The organism is Arenibacter sp. ARW7G5Y1, from assembly GCF_003201775.1.
In the GTDB taxonomy this organism is placed as follows: Bacteria; Bacteroidota; Bacteroidia; order Flavobacteriales; family Flavobacteriaceae; genus Arenibacter.
On the sequence record NZ_QJJZ01000011.1, the window covers coordinates 1 to 20,320 of the forward strand.

Here is a 20,320-nt window from a genome sequence, read left to right on the forward strand (position 1 = left end):
ATTGCGTCTGATTATTGGTCTTCCAAACGACATTGCTTTTCATACCATTAAGATAAGAAAATCAATACTTTTTTTAAAATCATAAACAAAAAAAAAGAGACTGCCTTTTTAGACAGCCTCTTTTAAGTTAAATGGATAGTGTTCCTTTATTTTAATTGAAACTTGGAAGTTCCCAATAATTTTAGACTATTATCATAAACATTTACCATGTAGTTCCCTTTCTGGAAATCACTTGCTGGCTTGTTAATGAAATCACATACGTCCAAAGAGCGGTTCTCATAATAGAATTCCGTGCCTTTGCTGTAAGTAACGCTAGCTCCTGAGTCATTTGTTTTAGAGAAGCTTTCTCCCAAGACATTGCCTTGTGGATCCAAGACCTCAATAAAGAATTGTCTGTCCCCAGCCTGGGCAATTACGTTATCGGCTACAGTGAAACAAACTTTTAATTTATCGGTGGCCTTAGCTCTAGAAGTAGATACCAATTTACCACTGGACCTCTCTTTAACTGCGTCCACAGAGAATTTGGATAGATTTAAGGCAGACCCTTTTGAAACTACATCGGCCAATTGGGTATTTTGTACTACCAAGGAATCGTTGAAAACTGTTTGTTTCTCCAATTCTACATAGGTACTGTCCCTTTGCATGGCCAAGAAAGTATTGGACCTGGTCAAAGAATCAACTTTTCTGATCAATTGTTCCCTTTCTTTGGTCAAAATACCAACTTGTTTTCTGTAACGGTAAAGACTAGCAATATCCGCTTTCATAGTCTTAACGGAATCAATGTATTTTGCAATATTGTCCCTGGCAGAAACCAATTCTTCATTGGTTGCATTGCTTTCCAAGATAGCTTTGTCATACTCGGATTTTAAACTGGTCAAATCTTCAACAACCAATTCTTTTTCTTTTGTAAGTAATGCAGTATTCTTTTGTTTATCCTGATATAAACTTACAGTGTAAATGATTACCCCAAGTAAAATTACACCTAATAAACCTGCAATAACCTTCAATCCATTATTACTTTTTGTTTCAGTCATAATTGTAATTATTAATTATTTAATTCTTTTTTACCTTAAAATTTATTTGTTTGTAACACTCTATATACGATCTGGTTTGGATTTTAGATTTTTTTAGTTAAAATAAATAAATTTTCTCGATAAGAATACTAAATGATTAACTTAACTTTAGGAAAATAGTGATTGTACCAAGATGTCCCTAAGTATTATACCTTTTAAAGCGTGCTTTGCTACAAGGTTTAAGGACCTGAATGTAGCGTGGTTGGAAAAATATTTTTATGTGGAGCCAAAGGACAAAGTTCTTTTGGAAAACTGTGAAGCCAACATAATAGATAAGGGCGGATTTATATTTTTTGCCCAATACAATGATGAAATAGTAGGTTGCTTTGCATTAATAAAATTGAGGGACGGGGTTTTTGAATTGGGTAAAATGGCCGTAGACCCAGAATACCAAGGTTTAAAAATAGGCCAGGCTCTTTTGGCCTTCGCTATTGAATTTTCCAAACAAAATATGTGGAATAAAATAATTTTATATTCCAGTACCAAATTGGAAAACGCCCTATATATTTATAGGAAGTACGGTTTCAAAGAAATTGAAATGGAAGAAAATCTCCCCTATGCCAGGGGTGATATTAAAATGGAATTAATAATAATTTAAATCACTATAACTATGCACTGTTCAAAATACTTTTTAGCAACAGTTTTGTTTGTTGGTCTATTGACTATAGGATGTAAGGAAAAATCCACTTCCAATCAGGAAAAAGCGGAGGCAGTAAACCTAAAAACAGAGCAAAGTACTTCCAACATTGACATTGTGCCAATAGAACATGCCACGGCAGTTTTGGATTGGGATGGAACCATTATATATATAGATCCAGTTGGAGGCAAGGAGGCCTTCGCCAATGTTCGGGAACCCGACCTTATATTGATTACAGATATCCATGGCGATCACTTTAGCATGGAAACATTAAAGGCCCTGCATACCCAAAAGGCTAAAATAATTGTTCCCCAGGCGGTGGCCGACAAAATTCCGGCAGAATTTACACCACAACTGGATATTTTAAATAATGGGGAAACTAAAGAACGTTATGGTATTAACATTGAAGCAATTCCCATGTATAATCTTAGGGAGGAAGCCAAAGACTTTCATGTTAAGGGAAGAGGCAATGGGTATGTGCTAAGTAAAAATAGTGAACGGATCTATTTCTCAGGCGATACCGAGGATATTCCCGAAATGCGTGCTCTTCAAAATATAGATAAGGCCTTTGTCTGCATGAACCTACCCTATACCATGACTGTGGAAAGTGCTGCGGATGCCGTGTTGGAATTTAAACCTAAGCAGGTCTATCCCTATCATTATAGAGGAAAGCCCGATGTTGGGGATGTGGCCAAATTTAAAGCCTTGGTAAATGATAAGAATCCCAATATTGAGGTAGTACAATTGGATTGGTATCCCAAGGAAGATTATTAAGGGTCTTACAATACTAGGTGTCTATATTTGTTAAAAATAATACGCTGTTGTCACAATTTCTTGTGACAACAGCGTATTATTAAATAGGTCAGTTGGATTAGCGTACCAACTTTTTATATTTCAGTCGCTTAGGTATTAAATCTCCTCCAAGACGTTTCTTCTTATTTTCTTCGTATTCAGAGAACGATCCTTCAAAGAAATACACTTGGGAATCACCTTCAAACGATAGGATATGGGTACAAATCCTATCCAAGAACCACCTGTCGTGGGAAATGACCACGGCACAACCGGCAAAATTTTCCAAACCTTCCTCCAAGGCTCTTAGGGTGTTCACATCCAAATCGTTGGTAGGCTCATCCAAGAGAAGTACGTTGCCCTCTTCTTTAAGGGTCATGGCCAAATGTAGTCGGTTACGCTCCCCACCGGAAAGCATTTCCACCTTTTTGTTCTGCTCACTTCCAGAAAAATTGAATCGACTTAAATAGGCCCTGGAATTTACCTGTCTGCCTCCCATCATGATCAATTCCTGCTCATCACTAAAATTTTGCCAAATGGTCTTATTGGGATCTATATTGGAATGACTCTGGTCCACGTAGGCAATTTTTGCCGTTTCCCCCACTACAAACTCCCCTTTGTCAGGTTGTTCTTCCCCCATTATCATGCGGAAAATAGTGGTTTTACCAGCCCCGTTGGGACCAATAATACCTACAATGCCCGCCTGTGGTAATTTAAAATTAAGGTCCTCATAAAGCAATTTATCCCCGTAGGCCTTACTTACACCCTTGGCTTCTATTACATTGGTCCCCAAGCGAGGTCCGTTCGGGATATAGATCTCCAGTTTTTCATCCAATTGTTTTTGGTCCTGGCTCATCAATTTGTCATAGTTCTGTAAACGCGCCTTTTGTTTAGTCTGTCTACCTTTGGCCCCTTGTCTTACCCAATCCAACTCCCTTTCCAGTATTTTCTGTCTTTTGGAAGCTGTTTTACTTTCTTGGGCCATGCGCTTGGATTTTTGGTCCAGCCAGCTAGAGTAGTTTCCTTTCCATGGAATACCTTCCCCCCTATCCAATTCCAAGATCCATCCGGCTACATTATCCAAGAAATACCTATCGTGGGTAACTGCAATAACGGTTCCTTTGTACTCTGCCAAATGGTGCTCCAACCAATGAACAGATTCCGCATCCAAATGGTTTGTAGGCTCATCCAGCAATAGAATTTCCGGTTCTTGCAACAACAATCGGCACAGCGCTACACGTCTTCTTTCACCTCCTGAAAGTATACCAATCTTCTTGTCGGAATCCGGGGTGCGCAAGGCGTCCATGGCCACTTCCAATTTGTTGTCCAGTTCCCATGCATTGGTGGCATCTATCCTATCCTGTAGTTCCGCCTGCTTATCCATGAGTTTTTGCATTTTATCTGCATCCTCATAAACTTCGGGAAGACCAAACATATCATTGATCTTATTGTATTCATCCAGGATGGCCACAGTCTCAGCCACGCCTTCCTTGACCACCTCCAAAACGGTCTTGTTCTCGTCCAATTGTGGTTCCTGTTCCAAATAACCTACCTTATAACCAGGGGAAAAAACTACATCTCCCTGGAAGTTCTTGTCCACTCCTGCAATTATTTTGAGTAGGGTAGATTTACCGGAACCATTAAGACCCAAAATCCCGATCTTGGCTCCGTAAAAGAAACTTAAATAAATATTCTTTAATACTGGGGTATTGGCTGTTTTGTACGTTTTAGTAACCCCAGACATGGAGAAAATGACTTTCTTATCGTCCGACATATTATAAATGTATTATTAAGTATGACTAATTGAATTATAATTGGCACCGGTAACTTGCAATCTTTGGATAGCACTTTTTCCACACGAAGCTAAGATAGCCCCCAAATCTTGAAATACTAAATCCGCGGTGACCGCCTATACCCTACCCTTTAGTGCATTAAATACCCATGCAATTGCGAAGAAACCTATTCCAACCGAGGCAAATCCCCATCCGGCAACATCATCGTATCTAAAAGCACCCAACGCAATAAGCGAAAGACCTACAATAATCATTATAAAGGTTGCCCAAGCAAGCACTGTATTCTTATTCATTCCCATTTTTTAACTGGTTTGGTTTGTAGTGCCTCAAATATCGTAAATTTTACAAGAATTTATCAACTTATAAAAACTTTATTCCTCAAACGGAAATGCAATTCCATTTTGTTTTCTCACTGTATCCATTAAGGTTATCAAATCCAGACTGTTACTATGGCTCCACTGACTACTTTCCAGCTTGCCCTGTTCAAGACAGTCATGTACCTCCTTTATTTCGTAATAATATCCCCTACCGGTAGTCGGGATGCTAAAATCCTCCTTTTCTCCATTTCTTTCAACCGTATATCCCTGTGCTTCGTGCCATCTTGTTGGAATATATATGGTACCCCTCTCTCCCGATATTTCCGCTTTCATTTCGGAGTGGCTTGTGAACCCTGAATATAAAATGGCCTGTGCCTTGGGGTACTTAAAGATCATGGAAGTCTGTATCTCGGTACCATTGTCATGAAAGTTGGAGGATGACAATATTTGGTCCGGTTTACCAAGAAGCAAATAGGCAAGGAAAATGGGGTAAATGCCGATATCCAGTAAGGATCCGCCTGCTAGTTCAGGATTTAATACCCTTCCCTTGAGGTCCCTATCCAAGGCATAAAAGGCAAAATCCGCATGTATATAGGCCAATGGACCTATTTCACCATTGTCTATCAATTGTTTAGCCTTCTTAATGGAAGGGTTAAATCTACTCCATAGGGCTTCCATTAAAAATACCTTGTTTTGTTTGGCTGCCGCTAGCATTTTTTCGACTTCTGCCCTATTGATGCCCATTGGCTTTTCACATAGAACATGTTTACCATGTTCCATAGCCATAATTGATAATTCGCAATGTGAAGTGTGGGGTGTGGCAATATAAACCACATCAACTTCCTTGCATTCCAAAAGCTCCTTGTAGCTCCCGTACGCATTCGGAATTTTATATTCCTCGGCAAACCCCTTGGCCTTGTCCAAATTTCTAGAAGCTGCAGCATAAATTTGAGCGTCGTTCACTAGGGCAAGGTCCTTAACAAAATTTCGGGCAATGTTGCCCAATCCAATAATTCCCCATTTTACTTTTTTAGCCATTTAGAATATTATTTAGTTAAAGTTAATAAATATAACTCCTTATCTTTATTGCGCAAAAGAAAGGCGTTTGAACATGGATATCAACTTCAATAAAAACGAAGATCACAATAAATTGCTACTATCTGCCTTAAAGAACAAACTGGCCAAGGTGAAACTTGGAGGGGGCAAAAGTAAATTGGAAAAACAGCATTCCCAAGGTAAGTTAAGTGCCCGTGAACGCATTGACTACCTATTGGATAAGGATAAGGATGTTATTGAAATTGGAGCCTTTGTAGGCGATGGTATGTACGAGGCACATGGTGGGTGTCCGTCAGGAGGTGTTGTAGTAAAAATAGGCTATGTACAGGGCAAGCAATGCATTGTGGTGGCCAATGACGCTACGGTAAAGGCAGGTGCGTGGTTTCCTATCACTGCAAAAAAGAACTTAAGGGCCCAGGAAATTTCCATTGAAAATCGCTTGCCCATAATTTACCTGGTAGATAGCGCCGGGGTATACCTTCCCATGCAGGACGAAATATTTCCGGACAAGGAACATTTTGGTAGAATTTTTAGGAACAATGCTGTAATGAGCAGTATGGGAATTACCCAAATTTCTGCAGTTATGGGTAGTTGTGTTGCAGGTGGGGCCTATCTTCCTATTATGAGCGATGAAGCTTTGATAGTGGACAAAACCGGTAGTATTTTTTTGGCAGGAAGCTATTTGGTAAAAGCCGCTATTGGAGAGGTCATAGACAATGAAACCTTGGGAGGGGCAACTACACATTGTGAAATTAGCGGAGTTACGGATTATAAGGCCAAGGACGACAAGGACGCTTTGGATACCATAAAGAACATAATGGGTAAGATTGGTGATTACGATAAGGCAGGATACAATAGAATATCACCTATAAAACCCAAGGTAAAAGAAGATGATATTTATGGTTTAATTCCAAAATCGAGGGCCGAGCAATACGATATGTTGGAAATTATAAATCGACTGGTAGATAATTCCGAATTTGAACAATACAAGGAAGGTTATGGAAAAACGATACTTACGGGTTATGCCCGCATAGATGGATGGGCAGTGGGTATCGTTGCCAACCAGCGCAAGGTGGTAAAGACCAAAAATGGGGAAATGCAGTTTGGAGGGGTCATCTACTCCGATTCTGCCGACAAGGCTACCCGTTTTATAGCCAATTGCAACCAAAAGAAAATTCCCTTGGTATTTTTACAGGATGTTACCGGATTTATGGTGGGTAGTAAAAGTGAGCATGGGGGAATTATAAAGGATGGGGCAAAAATGGTGAATGCCGTAAGTAATTCCGTGGTGCCTAAATTTACCATTATTATAGGCAATAGTTACGGAGCGGGAAATTACGCCATGTGCGGAAAGGCGTACGATCCAAGATTGATTGTGGCTTGGCCCAGCGCCGAATTGGCGGTGATGAGTGGTAATTCGGCAGCCAAAGTGCTTCTTCAGATAGAAACCGCCTCCCTAAAAAAGAAGGGCGAGAAAATTACGGAGGCCCAAGAAAACGAACTTTTTAATAGAATAAAAGAGCGATATGACAATCAAATTTCGCCCTATTACGCAGCATCACGTTTATGGACGGACGCGGTGATAGACCCTTTGGATACTAGAAAATGGATATCCATGGGTATTGAGGCGGCAAACCACGCGCCTATTGAAAAGCCTTTTAATATGGGGGTGGTGCAGGTTTAGGATTTGATGATGTGGAAATGTACCAATGAGCAAATGTACTAATGTAACGATGTGTTTATTTGGGGATTTGAAGATTTGGAAATGAAAAAATTTGGGAATGTACCAATGTAACAATGTACCAATTTGTTAATTTGAAGATTTTTGAATTTGAAAATGAAACTCTTGGTTGATTCGGGATTTGGAAATTCTTAAATCCACCCTTCAAATAAACTATTCCAAATGGAGAAGCGCTATGGTTTTGGTTCTATTTACCTTTCCGTTCCCTGTCTCCACAAATTGTGGCACGACAAATATTTCTTTGGGAATTTCAAATTTAGAAATTGATTTTAAGGATTTGATTTTTTGGGACAATTGATTACCATCCATATTACCCTCTACCACCAATATCAATTTTTGACCCAAATCCGGATCAGGGATGCCTGCCACAAAAAAATTGGAACTGATCAATGTGGAAAATTTGGATTCCAGTTGCTCGGGAATCAATTTTACACCGCCCGAATTAATTACGTTGTCATACCTGCCCAACCATTGGAATTCGGTTGACGATATAAGGTTTACCAAATCATTGGTCACTATTATTTCGTCCGAAACCTTAGGTGCTTCAATCACAAGACAGCCCCTGTGGTCCGTGGATAGAGCAACGTCTGGAAGGGATTTGAAATTGAAGTCTTCTAAACCTTTCGCAAACTCCTTTATTGCAATATGGGTGATGGTCTCGGTCATTCCATAGGTTTCGAAAATCTTGGTGTTTACGCAGCTCAACCTCAATTTAAGTTCTGTTGAAATGGGGGCTCCCCCAATAATTATAGTTCCAATTTGGTTTAAGGAGGATAGGGAACCCTGGACCTGCATAGGTACCATGGCACAAAAATCGTAGGGCTTGGAATTCTGGCCCAACGGATGCGATGTAGGTTCAACAAAGTCTATCTCCCATCCGAGAACTATGGCCCGGACCAACATCATTTTGCCTGCAATAAAGTTGGTGGATAAACATTGAAGGGCTTTGGTCCCTACGCCCATTTTAAAGAACGATCCAGTGGCCAGCGCAGAGTTGACCATATGTTCCTTTTTCAGGGCAATTGTTTTGGGGGCACCAGTAGAGCCGGAAGTTTCAACTAGGATGGAATCGGCCTCATCCAGCCAGTCCATAAGAAATTTACCAATGGCCACTTCATACTCCTGACCTTCTTTTACAAGACTGTAGGCCAACTCTTTTAAAGCCTCTAAATCGTAGTGGATTCCGTTGAATTTGAATTTAGGATGGATATGTTTATAGCTTGGACTCACCTTCTTCAGCTAGTTGTACTGTTTCAATACTTTGCACATCACCTGCAAGACGTTCCTTCCAATTGGTCCAGCCATATTTTTTGGAGAATAGATATAATAGAATTGGATAGATTACCAAAACAGGGATAAAAACATCCCAACCCAATTCTGGTTCCGATATATCCCTATAGAGCGATTCGGTTTGAAAGGCAGTCCAATCAGCCGTCACCAAAAGGGCGGTAAATAAATTGTTGGCAGCATGAAAACCGATGGCCAATTCCAAGCCTTCATCCATTAAAGTCAGTATCCCTAAAAAAAATCCGGTACCGATATAATAAACCATTATTCCATAGCCCAATTTTTCAACCTCAGGATTAAAAAAATGCAATAAACCAAAAATCATTGAAGTGGTTACCAATGGCACCCATCTTTTACCCGACATCAATCCAATTCCCTGCATTAGATAACCTCGCATAAAATACTCCTCAAAACTGGTTTGGAGCGGGATCAAGAATATGGAAATGAGGCACAATATAGCAAAGGGCATTAATTTAAAATTAAAAACATAATCCTCTGGCGATAAATAGATGTCCACCCCGGTAATCAATACGGTTATTGTTCCCCAAAGAGCAAAAGCAAAAAACACTCTTTTCCAATCTATACGTTCTCGGCTAGTGGTAAGGGAGATTATGGTTTGTCGATGTACATATTTAACGGTAAGAAATGTGGCCAAAAGACCAAATACAAAAGAAATTAACATTAAGAACAGAAATAAATTGCTACCTACTATTTTGGACATCCCTGCAATATCCGAGGGAAAGGTTGCCCCTCCGATAGCCTTAACGGTTATTACCCCAAGTAGTGGAATGGATCCCAAAAGTTGCCAGCCAATAAAAATGATCAAGATCCCAATAAGGTATCGCCAAGATTCATAATTTCCTTTATATCCCTGCTCTATGTACATATATTCTCTATTAAATTATTTTCCCAACTCCCGGTTTTTTCATAGGATATTGTTCCATTATTTACTTTTAACGGGCATTTAAAATTATTGGTATATAAGCCACCCGTACCCAATCCCTGTGGTAAAGGGTTATCCAAGGTGTAAGTCCACTGGGCAATGGCGTTAAGGCCAATGTTGCTTTCCAGCGCACTCGTAACCCACCATTTTATATTTAACTTCTCCGCAACCCTGATCCATTCCATACTTCCCCTAAACCCTCCAATCAAACTTGGCTTTAGGATTATGTACTGCGGTCTTATAGTTTGTAGAAGTTTCTCCTTTTCCGTTACATTTGCAATTCCGATTAATTCTTCGTCCAAGGCTATGGGGATGGGAGGATTTAAGCACAATTTCTTCATTTTATTGGCGTTGCCTGCCTTTATGGGCTGCTCTATGGAGTGTAGGTTAAACGGGGATAGACATTCCAGTTTATGCATGGCCTCCGAAGGAAGAAAAGCACCATTGGCATCGACCCTTAGTTCAATTTCCTTTTCACTGTATTTATTTCGAATAGATTTTAAAAGTGTTATTTCCTTTTCAAAATCGATGGCCCCAATTTTTAATTTTATGCATTTGAATCCTTCCTCCAACTTTTGTTGGATTTGTTGGTGCATAAAATGTTCATCGCCCATCCAGATCAATCCATTTATGATAATTGGTATGTTGGAGTCCGTAAATTCTGATGGATAAAGTAAAAAAGGGGTTCTGGAATTTAGGGATAAAAAGGCCTGTTCCACTCCAAACTGAATACTTGGATAATCCATCAAAGTTTCCCAAAGCCTATCTTCGCCCAAATTGATGTTATCGCAGGTCCATTTTAGCCTATCCTCATAATCAGGCACATCATCAGCACTTAAACCTCTAAGAATACCACATTCCCCAATTCCAAATTTCTTATCCTTTTCCAAGATAATAAAGAAGGTTTCCTTCTGGGTCATTACACCCCTGGAAGTTCCACTGGGACGTTTAAAATCTAAAATGTATTTTTTGTAGGTCGCTTTCATGAAATATAACATCAAATTTAACTATCTTTTTTTCTAAATATGAAAAAAATGAATACAAAAGTCGGTAAGGTGGTTTGGATAACCGGAGCTTCATCCGGTATAGGGGAAGCACTGACCTATGAATTTAATAGCAAAGGCTATAAACTGATTATTTCTTCCAGAAAATTAATAGATATTCAAAATGTTAAAGCCCGTTGTCCAAAGGGGGATTTTATTTCCCTGCTCACCCTAGATCTAATGGATACCGATAGTATGTCCGGAAAAGTAACCGAAGCCTTGTCTTTCTATGGATCAATAGACATATTGATAAATAACGCGGGTATAAGCCAACGCTCCTTGATCCTGGAAACAGATATGAAAGTATATAAGAAATTAATGGTGGTAAATTATGTGGGTACCATAGCCCTTAGCAAAGCAATCCTACCCTATTTTGTGTCCCATAAAAAAGGCCATTTTGTTACGGTAACCAGCCTAATGGGAAAATTCGGATCGCCTTACCGCTCTGGATACTGTGGTGCCAAACACGCTCTTCATGGTTTTTTTGATGTCTTGCGTATGGAACATGAAAATGACCATATAAAGGTTACCCTGGTTTGCCCCGGATTTGTAAATACCAATGTGGCCATAAATGCCCTCACAGCGGATGGCACGCCCCAGGTTAAAAATGATGTGGCCACTAAAAATGGATTATCACCACAACTTTTTGCCATAAAAATGGTCAAGGCCATAGAAAAGGAAAAATTTGAAGTTTACATAGGCCGTAAAGAAGTAATGGGCATCTATTTGAAAAGATTTTTTCCTAAACTACTCCACAAAATGGTTTTGCGAAATAAGGTAAGGTAATTATACCTTTAAAGATTCACCGATTTCCAGCAAAATTAACTCTTTGCCATGCTTGGAAAATTTTTGAACGGACTCTTTATGATCAATTATAATATACCCGAAAGTATCGTAATGATAACCTAGTATCCTAGGACATTGAACAAAATCGGAAGCTATAAGTGCATCATCGACCCCCATCGTAAAATTATCGCCAATGGGCAATACAGCAAGATCCAATTGGAACGACATTGGAATAAGCTTCATATCCATCGTTAATGCCGTGTCCCCTGCAATATAAATACACTTTCCTTCTGAAGATAAAATAAATCCACCGGGTTGTCCGCCATTAGTCCCGTCCGGAAAGGAAGAGGTATGAATGGCATTGACATATTTAAGAGTGCCGAAATCGAATTTCCAGCTTCCACCGTGATTCATAGGGTGGGACTTTAGACCTTTGTTTTCATAGTAAGTGGCAATCTCAAAATTACTTACCACCGTTGCTTTGTTCTTTTTCCCAATTTCCTCGACATCCAATATATGGTCTTGATGGGCATGGGTGACCAAGATATAATCGGGTTTTAAATCTTCAATGTTGATTTTGCCTTTCACTTTATCATTTCCTGTAATGAAAGGATCTACCAGTAAGCTTTTTCCACCTGTTTCAATCAATAAAGAGGAATGGCCAAGAAAAGTAATTTGCATAGGTTGAACTGTTTTTGTTCAAATTTATTTAAAATTGAACCAAAAACGAACTCCTTCCGATGTTTTATCGATATTTAAAGTGGATTGAAGCTGATTTACCAGACGATTCATTAACCTGATCCCCATGGAAGAATTGGCCCTGTCATCCGTATCCTCCGGCAGTCCAACACCATTATCCGTGTATTCAAAATAGCCCTGCCCCCCATTTTTCCTCAAATGGATATAAATTTTCCCATTTTCGTCATCGTCAGGGAAGGCGTATTTAAATGAGTTGGATACCAATTCATTTAAAATAAGACCAAAGGGGATTGCCCTATCTATATCCAGCTCCACGTCTTCGGCATCGATGGTAATATTGATATTATGTCCTCCTTTTTTATAGACCGATTGTACACTGTTGATCAGACTCTCTATGTACCCCTGCATTTCTATCACGGAGAGATCATCGTTCTGATATAATTTTTGATGGATTAGTGCCATCGCCTTTACCCTACTCTTACCTTCTTCCAATGCCTCTATGGCCGCCTTACTGCGGGTGTTCTTCGTTTGTAGGCTAAGCAGGCTGGAAACCATCTGGAGGTTGTTTTTTACCCTATGGTGAATTTCCTTTAAAAGCGAATCCTTCTCTACCAATGATGCCTCGATTATACGCTTTTGATCGGCAATGAGCCGTTGGTTCTTAATACTTTTCAAATAGGCAAAAACCAGGCCTGCAAATCCTAAAAGTGTAAAAATCAAAGAAATAAAAACAACATGGATCCTATCCTCTTTCGCCTGTAAGTCGCTTCGAAATTGTTCTAAATCCTGTTTCTGCTGCTCCATCATTTTTTTGGAGTACTCTATCTCTTGTCCGGCCACGGCGGCCAATTGCTGCTTTTTCATGGAGGATTCATTTCTATTCAGGGAATCCCTAATGCGTACATTTCTTTTTAAATAGTCGACCGAATTTTTATAATCCCCTATCCGGTCATAATATGCCGCTAGCAGTCTATTCTTTCTAAGGATATTCTCTGTTTTTACTGGATCTTGCCCATTAAGGAGGTATTCCTTCGCCTTCTCGTAGTCTTCATTTTGCAAATGGCAATCTGCCAGTTCCAAGGTGTTTTCAACCATTTCCGAAGAGAATTTTCCCTTATTGTACTCGTTGAACAGATCGATGGAGTTTTCCAAAAAGGGAATGGCAATATCGTATTCCTTTAGTAAGGCATGGCATTTCCCGATATTACCTTCTATAATGGCCTTCAATAAATTACCTTTACTAATTTCCTGCTCTGTTTTTTCCCTGCTGATATCGTTTAGGTAGACATCTATAAATCCCTTTGCCTTTTTATAATAGGTCAAAGCTGTAGGAAAGGACATGTCCAAAAGAAGATAGTTCCCTACATTGCTCTGGTATTGTGCCTGTCCGTAGTAATCGTCCTCCCGTATGGTTTTAAGTTTGTCCTTGATATAGTCGTCCATTGCCTTTCTATGGAGTCCCAGGTTGGAATAAATATCATAGAAAATCACCTTGTCCGTAAGGCCTAAATTCTTTTTTTCATTTCTTATTTCAAATTGCCGATCGTATAGCCCTAATTTCGCGTAGTTATTGTCTATAAGATCCAAAAGGATTTTTTTGGATGGCAAATCCAAATTTTCAATTTTCTTATACAGTTGATTTGCTATGGCCACACTTTTGCTAAAGTCGCCAATATCATAATAAAGCTGGGATTGCATAAGCTCATATTTGGTGATGCTTATTGAATCCTTCAATTTTTGGGCATTGTTGTGATAGACATTTACCGCTGCTTGCCAGTCATAGGCAGAATCTTCGAGATAGCGATTGGGAGTGCCGAAGAAATAATCGAACCTTTCCTGTGCTCCTTTCTTATTTTGGAAGTCCTGAAAATAATCCGGTTTGTTTGAAGAGTCTTGGGCAGGTGAATACCAAAAACACAATGAACAAATCATTAATGAAAAAAATGTTTTATGAAAAGACTTCACCATTGTTCAATTGTTGTCTTAATATTCTAATTACTTCTTGGTTTTTTTAATAATTTAATGGGCCTTTGGTATATTGGATACAATAGTACAAACGCCAAAGCAAGGTTAATGTTGTACCTCGCATCTTCTCAATTACCACTATCATTGATCGTTTGGTGACATCACCAGCCAAATAAAGTGATTTGTTGGCAATTTAACCATTATTTTGTCCTTCAACCTCTAATGCCGGTCATAGGGTTTAAAATAAAAAAGGCAATACAAATTAATTGCACAGCCTTTTTATTTATGTTATGATAAGATTTGGGACTCTTTATCAGTTCAAAAATATGCAGTAGTATTGTGAAATTTAGAATTTTGTTGTGTAACGCCAATATCTTGTTGTGAAACCTATGAATTAAAGATAGTCTTGTAATTCATCGGATTTATTGTGCATGTCATCGAGTAAAAAGACTATGGGCAACCATCACTAGTAAGGAGCCATATTGTTATTGGCACACTAGGTGTCATTGGGTTGCTCGGGTAAGGTGGCCTGCCCGTTAGGGTCGGAAGGGCAACTAAATGTTAATGGTATTTTCTTTATGATGCCACATGGCTTCAACCTGAATATTCTTCACGAAAAATCGCTTATGCTTCCGGCTGGTCTCCATTACCTACTATAGGTATTTTTAATACGGAAAATAGCTGCCCTAAAAATATTGGCCATTTCCAGCCTACAATGGTGCTATATTAATTATTCACTTTTTTGAGTTGATTTTTAAGCTCATCCATAGATTCCTGCAGCTGTCTCAGCAAGCCCTTCTCGGAGGTGGCATCCACTCCAAAGGTTATTTTGCTGCTAACTTGCCAAAGTTCCTGTATGGCTTCCGTATTAACGCTGTAGGGAGGATAGTTTTCATTTAAGGATATTAGGGATATTACGGCCGGATTGGGCGATTTTTCAATTTTTTTAACCAGTACGGCATCCTGTAATACCACCACATAAATTTTGTTGGAACTTATATCTTTTAGACCTTCCACCGCCCTGGCCAATACCCATTCCCCCGGCTTTAGGTTGGGCAGCATACTATCCCCTTCAATTTGGAACCCCCTATAAGTGGCATTTCTGAATTCCGGTAAGGGAATATCAAAGGCAGGTAGCTGTTTGTACCAACTGGTGTCCTGGATATTTTGGGGGTATCCTGCTGCTGCTTTTGCGTTTACCAATACCATATTCTCATTTTCGGCAGAATTTACCGTAACCACCTTTGGAATAACACTGATATTAGTAATCGCTAAATGCTTTTGGGAACTTTCCCCAAATAACCAAAGTGGATTAATTTTAAATTGTTTGAGTAATTCCACCACTACTTTTCCAGATAATTTGGTACGGCCCCTTTCTATGTCAGCAGTGGTATTTGAAATACCGAGCAAGTTGGCAAAATCGGATTGGGTATATCCCAATTCGCGGCGTAAATCTGTAAATCGCTTTGTTACAATTTCCATATCCTCGTTCATAGTACAGGTTTTATATTGATACGGTTCACACGGACATGTCCCCGTGGGGTAAAATGGTCCGTATCTATTTGCTTCAAATATACGCAATTTGGATTATATCCAAAATATTTTATGGACTATTTCCATAATTGGGAAATAATCCATATATTTGGAATAATTACAACTTTTGAATAAAATGACTATGGACGATCTACATCAAAAATTAAGTGTTCTGGCCTGTTCCGGAATGGAGGATAATCATTATACCGCCAATACTTCCGGGAAGAATCGAACTGTGTCCATGGGGCATTTGGAAAAAATCCAAAGAAGGCGTCCAAAAAAAGAATTAAGTGTTCAACTCAGTTTATTTGATTAATTATGGAAAATCCCAAGGTTTTAATTTACGACGGCAGTTTTAATGGTTTTCTAACCACGGTTTACAAAATATTTGAGGAGAAGATCCCAGTGACCGATATCCAGAAAAATAGAGAGCTTCAAAAGGGGCTGTTTTCCGAAGCGATAACAGTTTTTACCCAGATGGACAAGGCAAGACGTGTTTGGAACAGCATACAAAATAAAAGTAATGCCGCCATTAAATCCATTTACTTTGCCTTTTTAAGTGAAACCAAAGGTATTGAACTTCTCCTATACCAATACATCCGCTCCATGTACGCCAACCCCGATGATCATCCCATAGAGGGTATTTCCGATATAATATTAAGAATACAGCAACATTCAAGAATGGTGGCGCGGGAAAAGCACAGGATAGAGGCCATTGCAAATTTTGAAATATCACAAGATCAGGTTTTCTTTTCCATAGTTTCACCAGCATTTGATGTGCTACCGCTCATATCCAAATACTTCAGATCAAAGTTTCAGGGACAGGAGTTTATAATATATGATCAAAAGAGAAAATATGCCATTTTTTACAATCTATATACTGTTGAAATTATTTCCATGGAATTATCAGTTCATGATTATCCCAGGAAGCTAAGTCAAACCCATATAAAACAATTTATAAATAATAAGTTGCACCCACATTCGCCTTATTCCAAAAGAGTTCAGTTGGAAGCTGAAGGAGAAAAGGCAGCGGTGTAATCATTATTTGAGTCATTCGTCCCTTTTTTTCATTATGGAATAGCCAATACTGTTTAAAGTAAAAATCCTGTTTATATACAGTACATTGGAATTAAATTAAAGTTTTAATTTCTAGGTAAGCTTACTTGGTTCTTTCCCCTACAAAATTATCGCTCTGATTTTTAAAAAGTACGTTAAACGTAGTTAAGCTGCCATAAATCCTTGTTATATATTGTTGCAGGTCCACCTTTTCCTGGTCATCCAAATTTTTACTGCTGTTTATTTTTTGCTCCATTACCCTAATTCGGTCCCTGACCATGACTATTTTGTGAAAAAAGGTATCCATTGGAATTTCTTTTTCAGACAAGTTGGAATCGCCGGGCTTTAAAACCAGGCTCCCCCCTTTCCATTTATCGGCAATCGGGGTAATGGAACTGGCATCGCTCCAACGTCTTAATATAGAAATCAACGATTGTTCCACTTCGGAAAAGCTAATGGTATCCACTTCGTCCTCCACTGCCTCCACAACTTCAAAATTCGAATCCAAATCTATGGTTTCCAATCCTTTGTCTATAAAAGTAACCCAATAATGCTTAGACGTTACATTGGTAACTACTCCTTTACCGTATTCACTGTGATTAATCCGGGAACCTATTCCTAAAAGTTGCATTAAAAAATATTTTAAGGTTAAAAATGCTAATTTATAGTTAAGCTTTTAATCTACAAAAAACTAAATAGCCCCTTCTTCATTTTTAGGTATCAAAGTCGTAACTTCGCACATTGCTATGAAAATGATCAATTACGAAGAGAATATTGAGGTTAAGGGCGCTCGAGTGCACAACCTTAAAAATATAGATGTTACCATACCCAGGGAAAAGCTTGTTGTTATAACCGGACTGTCCGGAAGCGGCAAATCCTCCTTGGCCTTTGACACCATATATGCTGAAGGACAGAGACGTTATATTGAAACTTTTTCGGCCTATGCCCGACAGTTTTTGGGGGGATTGGAGCGCCCGGATGTGGACAAGATAGATGGTCTATCACCGGTAATTGCCATTGAGCAAAAGACGACTTCAAAGTCCCCAAGGTCTACTGTAGGTACTATTACCGAAATATATGATTTTCTTAGACTTTTATTTGCCAGGGCCAGTGATGCCTATAGCTACAATACCGGGGAGAAGATGGTTAGCTATGATGATGAACAAATTAGGGATTTGATCATATCCTCTTACAAAGGCAAGAAAATAAATATATTGGCCCCGATCATCAAGTCCAGAAAGGGGCACTACAGGGAACTATTTGAACAGATTGCGAAACAAGGCTTTGTCAAGGTAAGGGTAGATGGGGAAATCAAGGATATCGCAAAGGGTATGAAAGTGGATCGTTATAAGACCCACGATATCGAGATTGTTATAGACCGACTCAAAATAGAGGAGAGTACAGAATTGGATAAGCGTATTTCAGAAACTATTAATACGGCCATGTACAGTGGTGAAAATGTATTGATGATTTTAGAGGAAGGAACCGAAGTACCGCGTTATTTTAGTAGGGATTTAATGTGCCCAACCACTGGAATATCATACCCTTCCCCGGAACCCAATACTTTTTCCTTTAATTCACCAAAAGGTATGTGTCCTGATTGCAATGGACTGGGTCACGTTTATGAAGTTAATGAAAATAAAATTTTTCCTAGTAAAAAATTGTCCATTAAGGCTGGTGGTATTGCCCCTTTGGGGGAATATAAAAATTCATGGGCCTTTAAGCAGATTGAGACTATAGCCCAAAGGTATAATTTTGAACTTACGGAACCGATATCGAAAATACCGTCCGAAGCTATTCAAATATTGCTCTACGGTGGTAAGGAGAGTTTTGAGGTGGACTCAAAAACCTTGGGTGTAAAACGCGTTTACAAAATAGATTACGAAGGGATATCGAATTTTATCAAGAGTCAATTCCATGAGGCCAACTCTACTTCCATTAAACGTTGGGCCAAGGAATATATGGATAAAATTAAGTGTCCCAGCTGTGAAGGCACTAGATTGAAGCAAGAGTCCTTATATTTTAAGATAGACAACAGAAATATTGCCGATCTCTCCAATTTGGACATTTCGGAATTGGCGGATTTCTTTAGCGGACTGGAAAAAAAAATGGAAGGCAACCAATTAAAAATTGCCGAGGAAATTATAAAGGAGATCAAAACAAGGGTTCAATTTCTATTGGATGTTGGCCTGGATTACCTCTCTTTGAACAGAAGTAGTAAATCCCTGTCCGGTGGGGAAGCACAGCGTATTAGATTGGCCACCCAAATTGGGTCGCAATTGGTTGGCGTTCTTTATATCTTGGACGAACCCAGTATTGGATTGCACCAAAGGGATAATGAGCGTTTAATAAAGTCTTTGGAATCGCTCAGAGACCTAGGCAATTCGGTAATTGTGGTTGAGCATGACCGCGATATGATAGAACGGGCAGACCATGTTATAGATATTGGCCCCAAGGCAGGAAAGCACGGTGGGGAAATAATTTCGGAAGGAAGTCCGGAGGCCCTTAAAGACCACCATACCCTAACGGCCGATTATATTACCGGAAAATTAAAAATAGAAGTTCCTAAAAAACGCAGGGAAGGGAATGGAAACAGTCTGGAATTATCCGGTTGTTCCGGAAATAATCTTAAAAACGTTTCGGTGCGTTTTCCTTTGGGAAAAATGATCGGGGTTACCGGTGTTTCCGGCAGTGGTAAATCTACCCTGATCAACGAAACCTTATATCCCATTTTAAATGCGTATTATTTTAATGGGGTAAAAATCCCGATGCCTTACAAAAAAATTAAAGGTTTGGATCATATAGACAAGGTTATAGACATTAACCAGTCTCCCATAGGAAGAACCCCAAGATCCAATCCTGCTACCTATACCGGTGTCTTTAGCGAAATAAGGTCCCTTTTTGCCAAGACCCAAGAAGCCTCCATTAGGGGGTATAAACCTGGTCGTTTTAGTTTTAATGTTACGGGCGGACGTTGTGAAACATGCCAAGGTGGAGGTCTCAGGGTAATTGAAATGAATTTTTTGCCAGATGTATATGTTGAATGCGAGACCTGTTATGGAAAGCGGTTCAACAGGGAAACCTTGGAGATACGGTATAAGGGTAAATCTATAGCCGATGTTCTGGAAATGACCATAAACGAATCTGTTGATTTTTTTGAGAATATCCCCAAGATCTATCGCAAATTAAAGACTATTCAAGATGTAGGGCTGGGATATATATCCCTTGGACAGCAATCTACCACCCTATCCGGTGGTGAAGCGCAGCGTATAAAGTTGGCTACGGAACTATCCAAAAGAGATACTGGAAATACCTTTTATATTCTGGACGAACCAACAACCGGTCTACATTTTGAAGATATTAGGGTATTGATGCACGTACTTAATAAGCTTGTAAACAAGGGAAATACCGTCTTGGTAATTGAACATAATATGGACGTTATAAAAATGGTAGACCATATTATCGATATTGGATACGAAGGTGGTCGCAATGGTGGTATGGTAGTTGCAGAAGGAACTCCAGAGGAGGTGGCCAAGGATAAAAAGAGTTACACCTCAAAATTTCTAAGAAAAGAATTAGGTTTGTGAAATTAACTGTCAACA

Annotated in this window: 18 protein-coding genes; 7 read left to right on the forward strand and 11 right to left on the reverse strand. The window is 39.2% G+C overall.

What is annotated here, in order from left to right:
- Window positions 1–146 precede the first annotated feature (146 nt).
- Window positions 147–1,034 carry a hypothetical protein gene (locus C7972_RS15455; RefSeq protein ID WP_110357088.1) on the reverse strand — a complete coding sequence of 296 codons (888 nt, stop codon included), beginning with the start codon at window positions 1,032–1,034 and terminating at the stop codon, window positions 147–149.
- 172 nt (window positions 1,035–1,206) lie between these two features.
- Between C7972_RS15455 and C7972_RS15460 the strand changes: the two genes are divergently transcribed.
- Window positions 1,207–1,671, forward strand: coding sequence for a GNAT family N-acetyltransferase (locus C7972_RS15460; protein ID WP_110357089.1), 465 nt, complete (start codon window positions 1,207–1,209; stop codon window positions 1,669–1,671).
- 12 nt (window positions 1,672–1,683) lie between these two features.
- Complete coding sequence (locus C7972_RS15465; protein WP_110357090.1) at window positions 1,684–2,484, forward strand: MBL fold metallo-hydrolase; 801 nt, start codon at window positions 1,684–1,686, stop codon at window positions 2,482–2,484.
- Window positions 2,485–2,581: 97 nt separating this feature from the next.
- On the opposite strand, the gene ettA is transcribed toward C7972_RS15465, so the two are convergent.
- From ettA to C7972_RS15480, 3 genes are all read right to left on the reverse strand, one after another.
- A complete protein-coding gene (gene ettA / locus C7972_RS15470; RefSeq protein WP_110357091.1) occupies window positions 2,582–4,273 on the reverse strand; it encodes an energy-dependent translational throttle protein EttA in 1,692 nt (563 codons plus the stop codon).
- A gap of 135 nt (window positions 4,274–4,408) precedes the next feature.
- Window positions 4,409–4,591: a CAL67264 family membrane protein gene (locus tag C7972_RS15475; protein WP_031443882.1), complete on the reverse strand. Its 183-nt coding sequence runs from the start codon at window positions 4,589–4,591 to the stop codon at window positions 4,409–4,411.
- 72 nt (window positions 4,592–4,663) lie between these two features.
- Window positions 4,664–5,647 (reverse strand): Gfo/Idh/MocA family protein, encoded by a 984-nt coding sequence (locus C7972_RS15480; RefSeq protein WP_110357092.1) that lies wholly within the window; start codon window positions 5,645–5,647, stop codon window positions 4,664–4,666.
- A gap of 73 nt (window positions 5,648–5,720) precedes the next feature.
- On the opposite strand from C7972_RS15480, the gene C7972_RS15485 reads away from it, so the two are divergent.
- Window positions 5,721–7,349, forward strand: a complete 1,629-nt coding sequence (locus tag C7972_RS15485; protein ID WP_110357093.1) for an acyl-CoA carboxylase subunit beta — start codon at window positions 5,721–5,723, stop codon at window positions 7,347–7,349.
- 210 nt (window positions 7,350–7,559) lie between these two features.
- Here C7972_RS15485 and C7972_RS15490 read toward each other — a convergent pair whose 3' ends face one another.
- The 3 genes from C7972_RS15490 to C7972_RS15500 are packed head-to-tail and all read right to left on the reverse strand — an operon-like array spanning window position 7,560 to window position 10,622.
- Window positions 7,560–8,636: an AMP-binding protein gene (locus C7972_RS15490; RefSeq protein ID WP_110357094.1), complete on the reverse strand. Its 1,077-nt coding sequence runs from the start codon at window positions 8,634–8,636 to the stop codon at window positions 7,560–7,562.
- Window positions 8,620–9,579 carry a CPBP family intramembrane glutamic endopeptidase gene (locus C7972_RS15495; RefSeq protein WP_110357095.1) on the reverse strand — a complete coding sequence of 320 codons (960 nt, stop codon included), beginning with the start codon at window positions 9,577–9,579 and terminating at the stop codon, window positions 8,620–8,622. Before C7972_RS15495 ends, C7972_RS15490 begins: the two co-directional genes overlap by 17 nt.
- Window positions 9,570–10,622, reverse strand: coding sequence for an o-succinylbenzoate synthase (locus C7972_RS15500; RefSeq protein ID WP_110357096.1), 1,053 nt, complete (start codon window positions 10,620–10,622; stop codon window positions 9,570–9,572). The genes C7972_RS15495 and C7972_RS15500 overlap by 10 nt, the downstream gene beginning before the upstream one ends.
- A gap of 48 nt (window positions 10,623–10,670) precedes the next feature.
- Between C7972_RS15500 and C7972_RS15505 the strand changes: the two genes are divergently transcribed.
- Window positions 10,671–11,465, forward strand: a complete 795-nt coding sequence (locus tag C7972_RS15505) for an SDR family oxidoreductase (protein ID WP_110357239.1) — start codon at window positions 10,671–10,673, stop codon at window positions 11,463–11,465.
- Here the strand turns inward: C7972_RS15505 and C7972_RS15510 are convergent, their stop codons facing one another.
- From C7972_RS15510 to C7972_RS15520, 3 genes are all read right to left on the reverse strand, one after another.
- Entirely contained in the window at window positions 11,466–12,146 is a 681-nt protein-coding gene (locus C7972_RS15510) for a metal-dependent hydrolase (protein WP_110357097.1), read from the reverse strand. It lies immediately after the preceding gene.
- A gap of 24 nt (window positions 12,147–12,170) precedes the next feature.
- Entirely contained in the window at window positions 12,171–14,096 is a 1,926-nt protein-coding gene (locus C7972_RS15515; RefSeq protein WP_110357098.1) for a sensor histidine kinase, read from the reverse strand.
- Window positions 14,097–14,855: 759 nt separating this feature from the next.
- A complete protein-coding gene (locus C7972_RS15520; protein ID WP_110357099.1) occupies window positions 14,856–15,623 on the reverse strand; it encodes a LexA family transcriptional regulator in 768 nt (255 codons plus the stop codon).
- A gap of 181 nt (window positions 15,624–15,804) precedes the next feature.
- Between C7972_RS15520 and C7972_RS23875 the strand changes: the two genes are divergently transcribed.
- Together C7972_RS23875 and C7972_RS15530 are read left to right on the forward strand one after the other, a co-directional pair.
- Window positions 15,805–15,978, forward strand: coding sequence for a hypothetical protein (locus C7972_RS23875; RefSeq protein WP_181422909.1), 174 nt, complete (start codon window positions 15,805–15,807; stop codon window positions 15,976–15,978).
- 2 nt (window positions 15,979–15,980) lie between these two features.
- The gene (locus C7972_RS15530; RefSeq protein ID WP_110357101.1) at window positions 15,981–16,700 is read left to right on the forward strand and encodes a TIGR03915 family putative DNA repair protein; all 720 of its coding nucleotides are present in this window, start codon (window positions 15,981–15,983) and stop codon (window positions 16,698–16,700) included.
- A gap of 121 nt (window positions 16,701–16,821) precedes the next feature.
- Here C7972_RS15530 and C7972_RS15535 read toward each other — a convergent pair whose 3' ends face one another.
- Window positions 16,822–17,349, reverse strand: a complete 528-nt coding sequence (locus C7972_RS15535; protein WP_110357102.1) for a hypothetical protein — start codon at window positions 17,347–17,349, stop codon at window positions 16,822–16,824.
- Between the two features lie 121 nt (window positions 17,350–17,470).
- Between C7972_RS15535 and uvrA the strand changes: the two genes are divergently transcribed.
- Entirely contained in the window at window positions 17,471–20,305 is a 2,835-nt protein-coding gene (gene uvrA, locus C7972_RS15540) for an excinuclease ABC subunit UvrA (RefSeq protein ID WP_110357240.1), read from the forward strand.
- Window positions 20,306–20,320: the final 15 nt, after the last annotated feature.

Coding starts and splice junctions, on each gene's coding strand:
- C7972_RS15455 (WP_110357088.1), bottom strand. CDS start 1,034: ATGACTGAAACAAAAAGTAATAATGGATTGAAGGTTATTGCAGGTTTA.
- C7972_RS15460 (WP_110357089.1), top strand. CDS start 1,207: ATGTCCCTAAGTATTATACCTTTTAAAGCGTGCTTTGCTACAAGGTTT.
- C7972_RS15465 (WP_110357090.1), top strand. CDS start 1,684: ATGCACTGTTCAAAATACTTTTTAGCAACAGTTTTGTTTGTTGGTCTA.
- ettA (WP_110357091.1), bottom strand. CDS start 4,273: ATGTCGGACGATAAGAAAGTCATTTTCTCCATGTCTGGGGTTACTAAA.
- C7972_RS15475 (WP_031443882.1), bottom strand. CDS start 4,591: ATGGGAATGAATAAGAATACAGTGCTTGCTTGGGCAACCTTTATAATG.
- C7972_RS15480 (WP_110357092.1), bottom strand. CDS start 5,647: ATGGCTAAAAAAGTAAAATGGGGAATTATTGGATTGGGCAACATTGCC.
- C7972_RS15485 (WP_110357093.1), top strand. CDS start 5,721: ATGGATATCAACTTCAATAAAAACGAAGATCACAATAAATTGCTACTA.
- C7972_RS15495 (WP_110357095.1), bottom strand. CDS start 9,579: ATGTACATAGAGCAGGGATATAAAGGAAATTATGAATCTTGGCGATAC.
- C7972_RS15500 (WP_110357096.1), bottom strand. CDS start 10,622: ATGAAAGCGACCTACAAAAAATACATTTTAGATTTTAAACGTCCCAGT.
- C7972_RS15505 (WP_110357239.1), top strand. CDS start 10,671: ATGAATACAAAAGTCGGTAAGGTGGTTTGGATAACCGGAGCTTCATCC.
- C7972_RS15510 (WP_110357097.1), bottom strand. CDS start 12,146: ATGCAAATTACTTTTCTTGGCCATTCCTCTTTATTGATTGAAACAGGT.
- C7972_RS15515 (WP_110357098.1), bottom strand. CDS start 14,096: ATGATTTGTTCATTGTGTTTTTGGTATTCACCTGCCCAAGACTCTTCA.
- C7972_RS15520 (WP_110357099.1), bottom strand. CDS start 15,623: ATGAACGAGGATATGGAAATTGTAACAAAGCGATTTACAGATTTACGC.
- C7972_RS23875 (WP_181422909.1), top strand. CDS start 15,805: ATGGACGATCTACATCAAAAATTAAGTGTTCTGGCCTGTTCCGGAATG.
- C7972_RS15530 (WP_110357101.1), top strand. CDS start 15,981: ATGGAAAATCCCAAGGTTTTAATTTACGACGGCAGTTTTAATGGTTTT.
- C7972_RS15535 (WP_110357102.1), bottom strand. CDS start 17,349: ATGCAACTTTTAGGAATAGGTTCCCGGATTAATCACAGTGAATACGGT.
- uvrA (WP_110357240.1), top strand. CDS start 17,471: ATGATCAATTACGAAGAGAATATTGAGGTTAAGGGCGCTCGAGTGCAC.